The sequence below is a fragment of the Ruegeria sp. Alg231-54 genome (assembly GCF_900143525.1).
Lineage (GTDB): Bacteria > Pseudomonadota > Alphaproteobacteria > Rhodobacterales > Rhodobacteraceae > Ruegeria.
Genome location: NZ_FREZ01000015.1, coordinates 77,764 through 93,103, shown reverse-complemented (window position 1 = coordinate 93,103; position 15,340 = coordinate 77,764). Strand labels below are relative to the sequence as shown.

Annotated in this window: 14 protein-coding genes, 1 tRNA gene, 2 rRNA genes and 1 riboswitch; of the genes, 12 read left to right on the top strand and 5 right to left on the bottom strand. The window is 55.1% G+C overall.

The window, feature by feature from the left end:
- Nucleotides 1-324: 324 nt before the first annotated feature.
- The 6 genes from DHN12_RS20780 (at nucleotide 325) to DHN12_RS20755 (ending at nucleotide 6,941) form a co-directional block, all read left to right on the top strand.
- A 23S ribosomal RNA gene (locus tag DHN12_RS20780) occupies nucleotides 325-3,155 on the top strand.
- Between the two features lie 153 nt (nucleotides 3,156-3,308).
- Nucleotides 3,309-3,423 (top strand): 5S ribosomal RNA (rrf, locus tag DHN12_RS20775).
- A gap of 129 nt (nucleotides 3,424-3,552) precedes the next feature.
- Nucleotides 3,553-3,629 (top strand) — tRNA-Met (locus DHN12_RS20770).
- A gap of 328 nt (nucleotides 3,630-3,957) precedes the next feature.
- Nucleotides 3,958-4,169: riboswitch (cobalamin riboswitch) on the top strand.
- A 132-nt stretch (nucleotides 4,170-4,301) separates the two neighbouring features.
- Nucleotides 4,302-5,150 (top strand): metal ABC transporter ATP-binding protein, encoded by an 849-nt coding sequence (locus tag DHN12_RS20765; protein WP_108861891.1) that lies wholly within the window; start codon nucleotides 4,302-4,304, stop codon nucleotides 5,148-5,150.
- Nucleotides 5,143-6,045, top strand: coding sequence for a metal ABC transporter permease (locus DHN12_RS20760; RefSeq protein WP_234416713.1), 903 nt, complete (start codon nucleotides 5,143-5,145; stop codon nucleotides 6,043-6,045). The genes DHN12_RS20765 and DHN12_RS20760 overlap by 8 nt, the downstream gene beginning before the upstream one ends.
- Entirely contained in the window at nucleotides 6,042-6,941 is a 900-nt protein-coding gene (locus DHN12_RS20755) for a metal ABC transporter solute-binding protein, Zn/Mn family (protein WP_108861890.1), read from the top strand. The genes DHN12_RS20760 and DHN12_RS20755 overlap by 4 nt, the downstream gene beginning before the upstream one ends.
- Nucleotides 6,942-7,021: 80 nt before the next feature.
- Here the strand turns inward: DHN12_RS20755 and DHN12_RS20750 are convergent, their stop codons facing one another.
- The gene (locus DHN12_RS20750; RefSeq protein WP_108861889.1) at nucleotides 7,022-7,264 is read right to left on the bottom strand and encodes a hypothetical protein; all 243 of its coding nucleotides are present in this window, start codon (nucleotides 7,262-7,264) and stop codon (nucleotides 7,022-7,024) included.
- Nucleotides 7,265-7,449: 185 nt separating this feature from the next.
- Nucleotides 7,450-8,361, bottom strand: a complete 912-nt coding sequence (locus DHN12_RS20745) for a LysR family transcriptional regulator (RefSeq protein ID WP_108861888.1) — start codon at nucleotides 8,359-8,361, stop codon at nucleotides 7,450-7,452.
- A 170-nt stretch (nucleotides 8,362-8,531) separates the two neighbouring features.
- Between DHN12_RS20745 and DHN12_RS20740 the strand changes: the two genes are divergently transcribed.
- The 6 genes from DHN12_RS20740 to DHN12_RS20715 all read left to right on the top strand — a co-directional run bounded on the left by DHN12_RS20740 (nucleotide 8,532) and on the right by DHN12_RS20715 (nucleotide 12,773).
- Nucleotides 8,532-9,548 (top strand): TRAP transporter substrate-binding protein, encoded by a 1,017-nt coding sequence (locus DHN12_RS20740; protein ID WP_058273760.1) that lies wholly within the window; start codon nucleotides 8,532-8,534, stop codon nucleotides 9,546-9,548.
- A 69-nt stretch (nucleotides 9,549-9,617) separates the two neighbouring features.
- A complete protein-coding gene (locus DHN12_RS20735) occupies nucleotides 9,618-10,154 on the top strand; it encodes a TRAP transporter small permease (protein WP_058273759.1) in 537 nt (178 codons plus the stop codon).
- 17 nt (nucleotides 10,155-10,171) lie between these two features.
- Entirely contained in the window at nucleotides 10,172-11,512 is a 1,341-nt protein-coding gene (locus DHN12_RS20730) for a TRAP transporter large permease (RefSeq protein ID WP_108861887.1), read from the top strand.
- A gap of 17 nt (nucleotides 11,513-11,529) precedes the next feature.
- The gene (locus tag DHN12_RS20725; RefSeq protein WP_108861886.1) at nucleotides 11,530-12,024 is read left to right on the top strand and encodes a universal stress protein; all 495 of its coding nucleotides are present in this window, start codon (nucleotides 11,530-11,532) and stop codon (nucleotides 12,022-12,024) included.
- A gap of 270 nt (nucleotides 12,025-12,294) precedes the next feature.
- The gene (locus DHN12_RS20720) at nucleotides 12,295-12,522 is read left to right on the top strand and encodes a DUF1127 domain-containing protein (protein WP_108861885.1); all 228 of its coding nucleotides are present in this window, start codon (nucleotides 12,295-12,297) and stop codon (nucleotides 12,520-12,522) included.
- A gap of 47 nt (nucleotides 12,523-12,569) precedes the next feature.
- Nucleotides 12,570-12,773 (top strand): DUF1127 domain-containing protein, encoded by a 204-nt coding sequence (locus DHN12_RS20715; RefSeq protein ID WP_108861884.1) that lies wholly within the window; start codon nucleotides 12,570-12,572, stop codon nucleotides 12,771-12,773.
- Nucleotides 12,774-12,861: 88 nt separating this feature from the next.
- Here the strand turns inward: DHN12_RS20715 and DHN12_RS20710 are convergent, their stop codons facing one another.
- Genes DHN12_RS20710 through DHN12_RS20700 form a run of 3 tightly spaced genes read right to left on the bottom strand, consistent with a single transcriptional unit; the run spans nucleotide 12,862 to nucleotide 15,334 of the window.
- Complete coding sequence (locus tag DHN12_RS20710) at nucleotides 12,862-14,004, bottom strand: saccharopine dehydrogenase family protein (protein WP_108861883.1); 1,143 nt, start codon at nucleotides 14,002-14,004, stop codon at nucleotides 12,862-12,864.
- Between the two features lie 22 nt (nucleotides 14,005-14,026).
- On the bottom strand, nucleotides 14,027-14,275 hold the full coding sequence (locus DHN12_RS20705) for a SemiSWEET family sugar transporter (RefSeq protein WP_108861882.1): 249 nt from the start codon (nucleotides 14,273-14,275) through the stop codon (nucleotides 14,027-14,029).
- Between the two features lie 12 nt (nucleotides 14,276-14,287).
- Entirely contained in the window at nucleotides 14,288-15,334 is a 1,047-nt protein-coding gene (locus DHN12_RS20700; RefSeq protein ID WP_108861881.1) for a saccharopine dehydrogenase, read from the bottom strand.
- Between the last annotated feature and the right edge of the window lie 6 nt (nucleotides 15,335-15,340).

Here is a 15,340-nt window from a genome sequence, read left to right as displayed (position 1 = left end):
GCGCAGTTTGGGTCTAGCCGGCCCTGTCTGCGTATCGCGACTGAAACGAACAGAGTTGTCCAAGTCTAATATACTAACCCGAGCGACCTGCGTTGATCAGCTGCACGGCTGAGAGACCATATGGGGTTGCTCATTTGTCCTCGTCCAAGTGGCGGGGGCGGGAAATGTATGTTTTTGGTTCAGAAGAATGACTGCCTTTAGTTACCAGCTGGGCGGTCTCGATTGATTTGATTACTAGCGCAGCTTCGGTTGTGTGCGGTCAAACGCACGCAAGTAGCCGAATAGGCGGTAGTGCCAATATCAAGTCTTTCTTTTTCTGGATCAAATCAAGCGCGAGAAGGGCGTTTGGTGAATGCCTTGGCAGCAAGAGGCGATGAAAGACGTGATACTCTGCGATAAGCCATGGGGAGCTGAGAATAAGCTTTGATCCATGGATTTCTGAATGGGGCAACCCACCTGAATGTTTGTTATTGTTAGCTGTGCTAATCAATAATGGGCATAACCAGGTATTTATGACCTGAATACATAGGGTTATAAAGGCAAACCCGGGGAACTGAAACATCTAAGTACCCGGAGGAAAGGAAATCAATTGATACTCCCCTAGTAGCGGCGAGCGAACGGGGACCAGCCGAGCCAGATGAGTGAGAAGAACATGTTGGGAAGCATGGCCATAGCGGGTGACAGCCCCGTATTCTAAGCTCTGATGGACGTATTAAGTAGGGCGGAACACGTGAAATTCTGTCTGAAGATCGGAGGACCACCTTCGAAGGCTAAGTACTCCTTGCTGACCGATAGTGAACCAGTACCGTGAGGGAAAGGTGAAAAGCACCCCGACGAGGGGAGTGAAACAGTACCTGAAACCGAACGCCTACAATCAGTCGGAGCCTCCTTGCGGGGTGACGGCGTACCTTTTGTATAATGGGTCATCGACTTGGTCTCACGAGCAAGCTTAAGCCGTTAGGTGTAGGCGTAGCGAAAGCGAGTCTTAATAGGGCGAATGAGTTCGTGGGATCAGACCCGAAACCGAGTGATCTAGGCATGGCCAGGTTGAAGGTAAGGTAACACTTACTGGAGGACCGAACCCACATCCGTTGAAAAGGATCGGGATGAGCTGTGCCTAGGGGTGAAAGGCCAATCAAACTCGGAGATAGCTGGTTCTCTGCGAAATCTATTTAGGTAGAGCGTCATCCGAATACCCCGGGGGGTAGAGCACTGGATGGGTAATGGGGCCCCACAGGCTTACTGATCCTAACCAAACTCCGAATACCCGGGAGTACTAGATGGCAGACACACTGCGGATGCTAACGTCCGTAGTGGAGAGGGAAACAACCCTGACCTACAGCTAAGGCCCCCAATTCATGGCTAAGTGGGAAAGCAGGTGGGACGACCAAAACAACCAGGAGGTTGGCTTAGAAGCAGCCATCCTTTAAAGATAGCGTAACAGCTCACTGGTCTAAATAAGTTGTCCTGCGGCGAAGATGTAACGGGGCTCAAGCCATGAGCCGAAGCTTAGGATGCCGTAAGGCATGGTAGCAGAGCGTAGTGTGACATAAGACTTATCCTCTTTAGTGTCTTTCGGGGCACCTTGGAGGATCGAGTCTTTTCGATGAAGCCGGCGCGTGAGCGATCCGGTGGAGAGATCACTAGTGAGAATGATGACATGAGTAGCGACAAAGAGTGTGAGAGACACTCTCGCCGAAAGTCCAAGGGTTCCTGCTTAAAGCTAATCTGAGCAGGGTAAGCCGGCCCCTAAGCCGAGGCCGAAAGGCGTAGGCGATGGGAACTAGGTTAATATTCCTAGGCCGTGGAGTGGTGACGGATCTCAGAGGTAGTTCATCCTTATCGGATTGAATGGGCTGCTGAGAGGTTCCTGGAAATAGCCCTCCTATAAGACCGTACCCTAAACCGACACAGGTGGACTGGTAGAGAATACCAAGGCGCTTGAGAGAACGATGTTGAAGGAACTCGGCAAAATACCTCCGTAAGTTCGCGAGAAGGAGGCCCGGTTCCTAGGCAACTAGGGGCTGGGGGCACAAACCAGGGGGTGGCGACTGTTTATTAAAAACACAGGGCTCTGCGAAGTCGCAAGACGACGTATAGGGTCTGACGCCTGCCCGGTGCCTGAAGGTTAAAAGGAGAGGTGAGAGCCTTGAATTGAAGCCCAGGTAAACGGCGGCCGTAACTATAACGGTCCTAAGGTAGCGAAATTCCTTGTCGGGTAAGTTCCGACCTGCACGAATGGCGTAACGACTTCCCCGCTGTCTCCAACATCGACTCAGCGAAATTGAATTGCCTGTCAAGATGCAGGCTTCCCGCGGTTAGACGGAAAGACCCCGTGCACCTTTACTACAGCTTCGCACTGGCATCAGGATTGTGATGTGCAGGATAGGTGGTGGGCTTTGAAGCAGAGACGCAAGTCTTTGTGGAGCCTCCCTTGAGATACCACCCTTCGCACTCTTGATGTCTAACCGCGGTCCGTTATCCGGATCCGGGACCCTGCGTGGCGGGTAGTTTGACTGGGGCGGTCGCCTCCTAAAGCGTAACGGAGGCGCGCGAAGGTTGGCTCAGAGCGGTCGGAAATCGCTCGTTGAGTGCAATGGCAGAAGCCAGCCTGACTGCGAGACTGACAAGTCGAGCAGAGTCGAAAGACGGCCATAGTGATCCGGTGGTCCCGAGTGGAAGGGCCATCGCTCAACGGATAAAAGGTACGCCGGGGATAACAGGCTGATACTGCCCAAGAGTCCATATCGACGGCAGTGTTTGGCACCTCGATGTCGGCTCATCTCATCCTGGGGCTGGAGCAGGTCCCAAGGGTACGGCTGTTCGCCGTTTAAAGAGGTACGTGAGCTGGGTTTAGAACGTCGTGAGACAGTTCGGTCCCTATCTGCCGTGGGTGTAGGAGACTTGAGAGGAGTTGCCCCTAGTACGAGAGGACCGGGGTGAACGATCCACTGGTGGACCAGTTGTCGTGCCAACGGCAGTGCTGGGTAGCTATGATCGGACAGGATAACCGCTGAAGGCATCTAAGCGGGAAGCCCCCCTCAAAACAAGGTCTCCCTGAGGGCCGTGGAAGACCACCACGTCAATAGGCCGGAGATGTAAGCGCAGTAATGCGTTCAGTTGACCGGTACTAATCGCCCGATAGGCTTGATTTGATCCAGTAATGGAAAGACAAATCAAAAACATACACCTCATTAAACATGGATAACTTCGCAGCAACACGCTGCGGTGTTGATTGAAACAACAACCGTGCGGCAACGCGCGTCGCCTCTTTGCAAAGCAAAAGCCGCGACGGGGATTTTCCTCGGTTTGGTGGTCATAGCGCAAGTGAAACACCCGGTCCCATCCCGAACCCGGAAGTTAAGCACTGCCGCGCCAATGGTACTTGGGCTTAAGCCCCGGGAGAGTAGGTCACCGCCAAACCTAGAAAAATCCCCCAATCAAACTTCTCTCTTACGATCAAAAAAACACTACCCGGTCTCAACTAGCCAAATAGGCGGTAGACCAACGCAAGGCCTCAACTAGCGTAAGCAATAGGCCAACGCAAACTGTCGCGGGATGGAGCAGCCCGGTAGCTCGTCAGGCTCATAACCTGAAGGTCGTAGGTTCAAATCCTACTCCCGCAACCAACTTTAATGATTACCAATCAAATGCTTAAGCACCGCCTCACGGCGAAGTTGCAATTTATTAAATGAATCAAACGCTTAACGTCGTCAAGCGAATAACCTGCAACGTCAAAGACACAAATCACTCCTGCGTAAACAAAATCAAAAAAAACTGGGCAGAAAAAGAACAGTCCAATGAACCGTTGGCCGTGCGTCTGAAGCTGTAAGAAGCGGGGCCATTGTAGTAACGACCGTTGACTCACCTCTACCGCGCGACTTCTATTGTCGATCAGCGATAGGAACGAATAACCTTCCTGCACAGGTTCACGCTCTTGTCGAATCAAATCAATTCGTATTTTGTCCTCGCGATGGTTCCCGACTGTATTTTGCGGTCAGGGATAAAAGGGAATACGGTGCGGTTCTGTAAAAAGGCCAATTCCGTGACTGCCCCCGCAACTGTAGGCGGCGAGCGACCCGAGATCGTCCACTGGGCAATAGCCTGGGAAGGATCGGGATAGCGTTGACCCGCAAGTCAGGAGACCTGCCATCCGAAATTTATGAACCTGGGCGGGGTGCCCCAGAGGGAGATGACAATGTTTCAAGCGGTCCGTACCGTGCACGACCTTGCGCTCGCTTTGCCCCTGTCCAAACACAGGAGGCGTTGTCATTGCAAAAAACTGACACCCAAAGGGGTAAGTGTCTGACAGAATTCAGCGTTCCGGTGCTGGTCGCGGGGGCTCTGGCGCTGTCGGCGCTCTTGTGGCTCGCGATTTACGCGGTGATTTGATGTTGGCCGTTTTGCAAATCCGCGATCTGACGTTGGGCTACCGCGACCTGACATTGTTTCACCGCCTCTCCATGGATATCGCGGCCGGAACGACCCTTGCCGTTCTTGGTGCAAACGGGTCGGGCAAGAGCACATTTGTAAAGATGCTGCTGGGCTTGATGGATCCGCTTTCAGGCAGTTTGACTTGGCCGCAGGGCCGTCCTGGTGACATCGGGTACCTGGCGCAGATGACCGAGTTCGACCGCCGATTTCCCATCCGCGTGAGGGATCTTGCCGCAATGGGGGCCTGGCGCGGGTTTGGTTATCGTACCGGGCTGGACGCTGCCGCGCGCGACCGGATGGCCGCCGCGCTGGATGAGGCCGGGGTACTGGATATCGCTGACCGGCCTCTGCATATGCTATCAGGTGGGCAACTGCAGCGCGCGCTGTTCGCGCGGGTTATCATGCAGGACGCACCGCTGATCCTGCTGGATGAACCGTTTGCCGCAGTCGACCAAAGTACCGAAGCACATCTGTTGTCGATTATCCGCCGATGGCGCGATGAGGGGCGCGCGGTGGTTTTGGTGGTGCACGATCTTTCCTCGGTGCTGGATTATTGCAGCCACGCGCTGCTTTTGGGCGGGCAAGAGGCGACCCACGGACTGGTGAATGACGTTCTGACACCAGACCGTCTGGTTGCACAAGGATACCTCTCGGAAAGTCAGGCGTCCTGGATGTTCCGTGGCACCCATTCAACAGCGGAGCACGCCAATGTATGACCTGATCGTCGAAATGTGGAGCTTTGCCTTCATGCGTCGCGCTTTTGTGGCAACCACGGTTTTGTCGGCTTCGGTCGCGCCGGTGGGGGCATTTCTTGTTCTGCGTCGCCTATCGCTGGCTGGTGAGGCCATGGCCCATGCGATTACGCCAGGCATCGTCATCGGCTTTGTCACGGCAGGCTTGTCAGTCATGTCACTGCTGGTCGGAGGGCTTATCGCGGGTGTCGGCGTCGCCATTTTGACCGCCTTTCTAGCACGCCGGACAATCCTGCGCAGCGATGCCAGCCTTGCCTCGCTGTATCTGATCGCATTGGCGGTGGGTATCTTTATCCTGTCTGCAGCAGGGTCCGCAGTTCCACTAAAAAGCTTCCTGTTTGGATCAATCCTTGGGATCGACGACGCGTCGATGATCCTTGTCGGAGGGGTGGCGACAGTCACATTGTTGGCATTCGCCGTTCTGCTTCGTCCGCTGATTGTCAGCACCTGCGATCCGGTTTTCTTCGAAACTCAGACCCGCCGACCGTGGTTGGTAGATCAGGGTTTTATGCTGCTGTTGGTTCTGAACCTGCTGGCCGCGTTCAAAACACTGGGAACGTTGATGGCCGTTGGCTTGATGATCCTGCCCGCAACTGCGGCGCGCTATTGGGCCAGTACGATCACCGGGCAACTGGTCCTGGGCTTTGTGTTTGCCTTGTCCAGTTGCTGGATCGGCCTGACTCTGTCCTACCTGTTCCCGGACACGCCGTCCGGCCCGGCGATCGTTTTGGTTGCCGGTGGGTTCTTTCTGTTCTCGGCCATTTTCGGTCCCCTTGGTTTTGGCAGACGGATGCGCAAACCGTCTGTTTCCAAAGACATCCCCATTGCCCAAATTCAACAAGAAGAGAGAGCACAATGACTCTTGTAAAGTCACTCTACACCGGCATCGCCTCTGTGTCGTTTGCTTTGGCTGCATTGCCGACCGTTGCGGCAGAAGACAACGTCAAGATCGTCGCCAGCTTTTCGATCCTCGGCGACATAGTCGAAGAGGTCGTCGGCGATCTGGCCACGGTTACGACAATCGTGGGCCCGGACGCGGATGCGCATGTGTATCAGCCTTCGGTTGCAGACGCGAAGGCCGTTGCCCAGGCGGATATCATCTTTGTCAACGGTCTGGGCTTTGAGACATGGTCCGATACCCTGATCGCTGAATCGGGCACTGACGCAACCGTGCACGTTGCCACCGATGGTATCACGCCTGTCACAGTCGAGGGCAAAATCGACCCCCACGCCTGGAACTCGCTGTCGAACGGCATGATTTACGTGACCAATGTCGCCGACGTGATGACAGAGGCGATGCCCGAGCACGCCGAAGAAATCGCTGCCAATGCTGCGGCCTATATTGCGCAGCTTGAGGCGCTGGATGCAGAAACCAAGACAAAGCTGGCAGGCCTGCCTGCCAATCGCCGCACGGTTGTGACTGCACATGACGCATTTGGTTATCTGGCAGACGCCTACGGACTGACTTTCCTTGCGCCGGTTGGCATCGATACCGAGGCGGAGCCATCAGCCAAGGATCTTGCTGTTCTGATTGATCAACTGAAGGCGGATGGCGCTGCGGCGCTGTTTGTTGAAAACATCACAAGCCCCACTTTGATTCAGCAAATCTCGGATGAAACCGGCATCGTGATTGGTGGACGGCTGTTCTCGGACGCCTTGTCGGAACGCGGTAGTCCGGCCACCAGCTATCTCGCGATGTTCCAGCACAATCTGAACACTCTGTTGAACGCGCTTGGGAACGCAACCGCAAGCTAACTAGTCTTTAGGTACGGGGCGGCGCCTGAACCGCCACCCCGTACCGTGCATTGGAGCAGCGGGTTCTTGGAAATCGTCCCCTAGTCCGGCTTCCATCCATCTTCGTATTCTCCCAAAGTTCGGGAAAGATCCAACAGCGAGGCGAACAGTCTTGCGTAAACGTCCCGTGACATCATGGTCTTGTTGTCATCCAACACTTGCAGAAGATCGACGACGCCCGAGGCAAAGGCATCATAGACCAACTGGTCCGCGGGCGTTGGGTCCAGGGTCCATATATCGTGCGTGTCGTAATACCCTACGGGTTGGGGATCGTCGTCTATCATTTGTCCGCCTCATTTTGGTGAGGCGCATGTAAGTGATAAGAAGGCGAGCACCAGTGATGTGGCGGAAAGTCACAAGCTTTTGGCAACGCCAAAAAGGCGAACCTGATTTCGCGTTTGGCTTTTACAGGATGTGTCGAAGCACGTTTTCACCACAGTTGGCTCGTGTTGTGCCAGCTCGGCAGTTGTCAGGGTTTCGAATGTTCGCTCTGCAAAACTTCCAGAAACAAGTTTGTCACCCGTGTTGGTTCAGGTTGCTTTCTGGTCACTGCTGCAAACCGGGTTCGATATTGCGTTTCGCCCGGCAACACCATCCGCATCTTTTCCTGGTCCACAAAATCCTGCGCAAGGTGATCAGGCAAATAACCTATGTATCGCCCTGACAGGATTAGTATGGCCAGCGCCTGCTCGCTTTGAACTTTTGCTGACCGTTTGAAACCCAGTTGCTGACCGACGATCAGGTTCGGAGAGTTCACGCTGAGCCCAACATAGTTGTACCTGAGCAGGTCACTGGTCCTGAGTTCCCGGTCTGGTATTTCAAACAGGGGGTGTTCTCGGCCGCAATACAGGAACATGTTCTCGCCATATAACGGAGCATAGTTAAGACTCGTCGAAGGGCGATGCAGCGCAATAATTCCGATGTCGAGCTGGCCACTGATGACCATGGTCTCGATCACGTTTGGCGGCTCAAGAGACAATTCAATCTGGACCGAGGGGGCGGCTTCGTTGAACCGATGAATGGCGCGGGCAAGCCGGGAATCCGGGTTTGACGCACATTGATCAAATAGCGAAATGCGGATCGTTCCCCCCAACTGTTCCTTGATTTCGCTGACCTCGTTCCGAAATTGCGACACGGACACAAGCAAGTGATCTGCTGCTTGCAGCACTTTTGCGCCGTCTTCTGTCAGGGCGAAACCCGCAGGACCGCGCGTGCACAGTTTTAAGCCCAATCGCAGTTCCAAATCAGTAACATGCTTTGAAATGGTGGATTTGCCGATATTCAGCTCAACTTCGGCTGCGGACAGACCACCACTTTCCACAACCGTCTTGAAAACGCGCAGCAATCGGATGTCGCTGTCGCCGATGCGTGAGGCAACCATTTTCTACCCAATTCGTAAGGTTCGATATATGTGAAACCTATCGCGCAAAGAATGGCAACATAGAAACACATTTCACAAGCTACTCTGAAAAAGCCGAGGTAGAATCGGACTGGCCATCTCTCCCCAGGTCAGCGCGCACCTCGAAACATGATAAAACTGGGAGGACATCTATGTCATTCATCAAAAAGCTTGGCACCATGACTGCTGCCGTTTCGGTCGCGGCACTAATGGTTGCTGGCGCAGCCGACGCGAAAAACTTCAAGATTGCTGTTGGCGATAGTGCAGGCAGCGCACAAGAAGCCCTCGGATTGGCTTTCGTTAAGGCACTCGAAGAAAAATCGGGTGGCGCGCATACAGCTACACTGTTCCTGAACGGTCAGCTGGGTTCCGAGCAGGACACCGTCAACGAGGCCGCAATCGGCACGCTGGACATGTCGCTGCTGGCGATCAACAACATCACGCCGTTCTCGCCTTCGGTTGGTGTATTCACTCTGCCTTATGTGATCCTGTCGCTGGAAGATGCTGAAAAGCTGACCCAAGGCCCGATCGGTCAGGAACTGGTGGAAAACACCATTCGTGACGCAGGTGTGCGCATCATCGGCTGGACCTACACAGGTTTCCGCCGTCTGACCAACTCGAAAAAACCTGTCAGCTCGGTTGCTGACCTGCAGGACCTGATCATCCGCGTTCCCAAGAACGAAATCATGATCGAAACCTACAAGTCCTGGGGTATCAGCCCGACTCCGATGGCATGGTCCGAGACCTTCACCGGTCTGCAAACCAAAGTTGTCGACGGTCAGGACAACCCTTACCTGACGATCAACGCAATGAAGTTCTACGAGGTCCAGAACCACGTGACCAACCTGCGTTACATCTTCTCGATCGAACCGCTGATCGTTTCGGAATCTGTTTTCCAGGGTCTGAGCGAAGAAGACCAGAAGATCATCCTGGAAGCCGGTCAGGAAGCAACTCAGATTTCCGCTCAGTTCCTGCGCGACTCTGAAGCTGCGATCAAAGAAGAGCTGACCGAAAAAGGCATGGCAATCATCGATCCTGAGAACGATGAGGCCGAGTTCATCGAACTGGCAACCGGTGCAGTATGGCCTCAGTTCTATGAGTCCATCGGCGGCGTCGAGAAACTGAACACGGTCCTCGAGGCCATCGGCCGCGAGCCCGTCCAGCAATAATCGCCAATGAGCGAAAAGGAAAAGAGCGCTTCGGCGCTCTTTTCATCTCAGGGAGGAGGGAATTCCGCAATGTTCTGGAAATTTCTGGACAATATCGAAAGTATCATCTGCCGGATCCTGCTATCCGGCTTCGTCTGTCTGCTGTTTGTACAGATCATAGCGCGTGAAGTCTTTGGCTTTTCGTACAGCTGGATCGAAGAACTATCAGTCTACATGTTCGTCTGGTTTGTCTACTTTGGCGCCAGCTATGCGGCATTGAAAGGCGCGCATAACCGGGTGACCTTCCAGTTCAAGTTCCTGCCCGAACGCTACATCAAGTACATAGAGGCTTTTGCTGATCTCTTCTGGCTCTTTTTCAACGTCTACTTCCTGTATCTGGCCACGGACTTTGTCTTCAACAAGATGAACAAGTTCTGGAAGTCCCAGACTCTGGGTATCGAGATGAAGTATGTCTACATGGTTCTGCCTCTCGCCTTTGCGCTGATGACCGTGCGCATCATTCAGGTGAACTATCGCCGCCTGATCAAAGGCGAAGACATCCATGATCCTGACCAGATCGACCTTGATGAAATCAAAGCTGCCACCGAAGCAGCTAAACGCGACTGAGGCAGGGAGGAAAAACCATGGAATCCGAAATCGTCACAATCCTATTTGGATCGTTTCTTTTACTGCTGCTCATCGGTGCACCGATCACGGTTGCGCTGGGTGTGGCATCGCTGTTCTCGTTCCTTTACCTGGGCGAAAACCCAATCAAGTTCGTGCAGATTGCATTTACCTCGGTGGGTGCGTTCCCACTGATGGCTCTGCCTGCATTTATTCTGGCGGGGGCTCTTATGGAGGCCGCCGGTATCTCAAAACGCCTAATCAATGTTGCTGAAAGTCTGGCTGGTCCATTCACCGGCGGTATTTCGGCTGCAACGGTTATGGCCTGTCTGTTCTTTGGCGCCATTTCGGGCTCGGGCCCGGCAACAACCGCGGCCGTGGGGATGCTGATGATCCCAGCAATGATCGACCGTGGCTATGAGCGCGGCTATGCCTCTGCTATTACCGCTTCTTCTGGCGGCCTCGGGATTATTATTCCTCCCTCCATCCCGATGGTGATCTTCGGCATTGCCGCGCTCGGTATGGCGCCTCCGCTGGAAGCAGTTGAAAAGTTCGGCACCTTCCAGTCGGTTTCGATCTCGAAACTGTTCATCGCGGGTTTTGTTCCGGCCTTCCTGATCGCCACCAGCTTGCTGATCCTGAACTACTTCATGTCGAAAAAGCGTGGGTACAAAGGTGTTGCCGAAGGCTGGTCGATCCGTCACGTGGGCTGCGAGATGTATCGCGGGTTCTGGTCGCTGATGGCGCCGCTGGTGATACTGGGCGGTATTTACACCGGCTTCTTCACCCCGACCGAGGCCGCTATCGTTGCGATCTTCTACACTCTGTTCGTTGGCGTGGTCATCTACCGTGAACTGACATGGCAGTCGCTGTTCCAGTCGCTTGAAGCCACCACGTGGCTGACGGGCCGTGTTCTGCTGATCCTGTTCACCGCGACTGTGTTTGGCCGCCTTCTGGTGGAAAACCAGATCCCGGCGATCATCGCGGACTCGATGCTCAGCTTTACCGACAACCTTTATGTGATCTGGGCGCTGATCATCTTCTTCCTGCTGTTCGTCGGTATGTTCATGGAGACACTGGCGACCATCCTGATCCTGGTTCCGGTGATGCTGCCTGTGGCCTATTCGGTCGGTATCGACCCGATCCACTTCGGTGTGGTGATGGTCTGTACGCTGGGTATCGGCTTCCAGACGCCGCCGCTGGGTGAAAACCTGTTCATCGCATCGGGTATTTCGAACATAACGATCGAGCAGATCTCGATCCGTGCATTGCCCTTTGCAGCGGCCAACACGATCGCGATCTTCATCATCGCGTTCTTCCCCGAGCTGTCGCTATGGCTGCCAAGGCTGCTGGGCTACTGACCTGAAAGGATGATGCTATGAAACAAATGGTGACAAATATCCTGTTCGCCACCGATCTGTCGGAAAACTCGGGTCACGCCATGCGCAATGCGGCCAGCATTGCGATGGCAACAGGGGCAGAAATTCACGTCCTGCATGTGAACGAACCCCTATCGGACGACGCGAAGATCACGATGGACATGTTCATCCTGAATGAAGAGACGCGTAAAACCGCGGCCCAGCGTCGCCATGAAATGGTGCGCAAGGTGCTGGCCGAACGGCAAGCCAAGTTCTGGGCGCAGTTCGAAGGCGATGACGCCAAGATCCGTGATCAGGTGACCTCGATCGAGGTCACCGACGGGCACCCAGCCGAGGTGATCCTGCGGCGCTCGGTCGAGATGGGGTGCGATCTGATCGTGCTTGGCGCACATGACCACGGCTTTTCGCACACCTTCCTCGGAACGGTGGCGAAACGTGTCTTGCGTCGGTCGAATATCCCGACACTGATCGTTCCGAACCCGGACGAAGTCTAAGAATTTCCATGGGCCGCTGCGATCGTAGCGGCCCATGCTTTGCGCTGTACCGAGAACCAATTTGGTGATGCCCGAACACCGCCTGTTCCGCATCCAACGGCTCTACGTTCATCACGGGCCAAAGCTTTCCAAGCTACAAACCTCGGCCTCAAATCATACACAGAAAGCTTCGTTAACAGAGCTTAATGAAACGGTGTTCTCTCCTTAAGAACCGGTTCCTTTATTTGAATTGTGACCACAACCGCAATCCAAATTCAGGAGGAGAAGACCATGGAAGCGACACAGACAATAACCCCGAACGGTAACGTTTTTTCCACGCTGTTTGCGGATTATGCAGAGGCCCGAACCGAGCATTTCCGCCGCAGGATTTTCGCCAAAACAGTCCACGACCTGGAGGCGCTAAACGATTGCCAACTGAGCGACATCGGCGTCCCTCGGGCTGAAATCAAGCAACGCGCGTATCAAAGCGTTTATCACGGCGCACCCTATCGGCAGTAACCAAGTGCCGAAAAAGAACCCGCGTAACCAGTTATGAGGTAGTACCCATGTTTGATGTCATCCCGCCAAGCAAGCAATTGACGCCCACGACCAGTGCCCTGCAATTGTTCGACCGCGCCATGCAACTACGTGCGATCAGCGCCGATATCGTGCGGGCCGCACAGTATTTGGACAGCTTTTCCGATCAGGAACTGTCCGAGCTGGGCATAAACCGCAGCGATCTTGACGATACGATCCAACGGTTCACCTGAAGCTGTGGCGATAGCCGAGTTTGATACCGGCGACAGAGACGAAGATAAAAGCCACTCCGACATACAGGAGTGGCTTTTTAATGCGAATTTAGGCAGTGTGATCGACCACCTGTAAATGCTGCGCCAGCTTGTCGATCTCGGCCATCCAGCCCTGCACCAGTTTTGGATCGCTGGGTGCTGCATGGACACCGACGGCGATCGCACGATTCAGGACCGCTTCGACCGCCAGCGAGACCGGGATAGACACCAGTCGCGCCATTGCCGTGCCGCGCGCGTCGCCCCAGGCGTCCATGACATAGGTTTTGTGCCAGACGGGTGTTCCGTCTTTCTCGGCCTTCAGTCCTACGCACAGAACCACACGGTCCGGTTCCCCTTCGTCATAGGCGTTTTCGTCCCAGAACTGGTCCGACATTTCCTTCAGGCGCGCGTCTCCCTCGGGTCCGGACAGGGTTTCAATCTCGCTGAACACATCCGACCACGCATCGGCCCAGCCATTCAGGCGCAAGGTGCCGCGGACGAATTCCTTGACGGTCCAGTGATCCTCGAACTGATATTCTTCCATGAAAGGCAGAGAGTCGCGGTTCGGATAGACCTCGAAGCTTTCAGGTGTTGGCAGGGGGGCGATATAGCTGCTGATTGCATCCCATGGGCGCGCGACATCCAGCGGCGCATAATCGCGGATCGACTTCGACGGTGAACGCAGCGCTTTGAGCACACCCAAAGGCGACCAGCTGAACTTGTAGCGGAACGGGTTGGGGTTCTTCGGAATGCCGCCGCAATACGAGATAAAGCTCAGGTGGTTCTGCGCATCAAACGCGTCCGAGGCGCGATAATCGGCGATCAGGGCGTGTGCCATCAGGTGGTCAATACCCGGATCAAGCCCGACCTCATTCACCAGCGCCACACCGGCCTCGCGGGCCTTGTCATCCAATGCGCGCATCTCGGGCGCAATGTAAGAGGATGAGACAAAATTGGCCTCTTTGGAAATCGCAAGTTCCGCCAGCGGAACGTGCCAATCGCCCGGCAGCATTGAGACGATAACGTCGCCTTTTTCCAGCACTGCGCCCAGTGCGTCGATGTCAAAGGCACGAATGTCGTCGGTCAGGTCTCCGATTTCGGCCTTGGCCTTTTCAATGGTCCGGTTCCAGACAGTGACCTTGTGCCCGCCTTCAATCAGGCGACGCAGGCCGGGGATGGCCGACAGGCCGGTGCCACACCAATGGATGGTCATGCTTAAGCTCCTCTATGGCTGTTCAGCCGAATTTCAGTTTCGCGATCACGATCGCACCGACAAGAAGGATCGATATCACGTTGCCCAGGATCAGAGGCCATGCAGCGATCATTAATCCGTAGGCCAACCACAATGTCAGTGTTGTCAGGATCAGCAGGTTTGCAGGCAGAGACAGGTCCTTGGTTTCGCGGCTACGCCACGTTTTCAGGGTCTGCGGTAGCCAGCAGATCGTACCAAGAACCGCTGCCGCACCGCCGATCAAGTATTCCATGTGTGCACCGGCTCAGACATGTTTGCGAAACTCGTCCTGTGCTCGACCCCAAACACCGCTTTCGATCTCTTTCAACGTCAGCAGAGTTGTCAGCAATTGCGCGGCATAGTCTTCCGAGCTTTCGACTGGCAGCATCGAGGGCAGATTGTCGATTGCCATGACATCCATCACCGGATCCGACGCGACGCGCAAGGCGGGGGCGTCCCACGTGGTGGCGCGGTCGTAAACGGGTACCGGGTTGTAATCGCTGTCCGGGTCGCAGGCGACATCACCAATGGCGGTCAGGTTACGCTGGCTGGTCAGCGACTCTCGCGGAACAAAGATCGGGGTGCCCGGGCGGGCAAAAATGCAGTTCAGAAACAGGTCATGTTCCAGAATTTCGGGGAAAGGCCCGCCGCTGGCGGTTTCAGCCATGTCCCATTTGGTGACACTGACGCCCATGGCCTCGCACAGGTCGGCGGCGCCTGCACCCACGCGACCCAGCGCGCCGATCACGATGGCGCAGGGACGATTGGCGCCTGTGGCGTTCAACTCGGCCAGTAATTCAGCATTCAGCGCGTCCTTGCCCGAATACACACCAATGGGCGGGCATTCCTCATTCCGTTGCTGCGCCGCCCATGCTTTCAGGGTGACAGCTGCGCCAGCATAACCAGCCCAATACCCGAAGGCCGCGACGCGACGGCCGTTCTCGTCCACAAGGTATTCCAGATCATAAAGCGTTCCGCCCCCGGCCTTGAACCGCTGCAGTAGGGCGCGGCCAGAATGCTGACCCTTATAGGCGTGGCCGAACATGATGTGGCGATGGGGCAGGGGGGTGCCGTCCTCTGGCAATTCCTTCAAACCAAAGACGATGGCATCAAGGGGGGCATCGGGCCAGGAATTCTCGGGCGCAATCTCGCAGCCTGCGTTTTTGTAGCCGTCTATCGGAATAGCGCGGACATGGCTTTCCTCGACGGTTACCCGGATGCCTGCCGCAATCAGGGACGCCGCGCCTTCTGGGGTCAATCCAACCCGTTCTTCATTCGGGCGTTGCTCTGCCCGGACCCAAAGATGTGTCATGCGTCG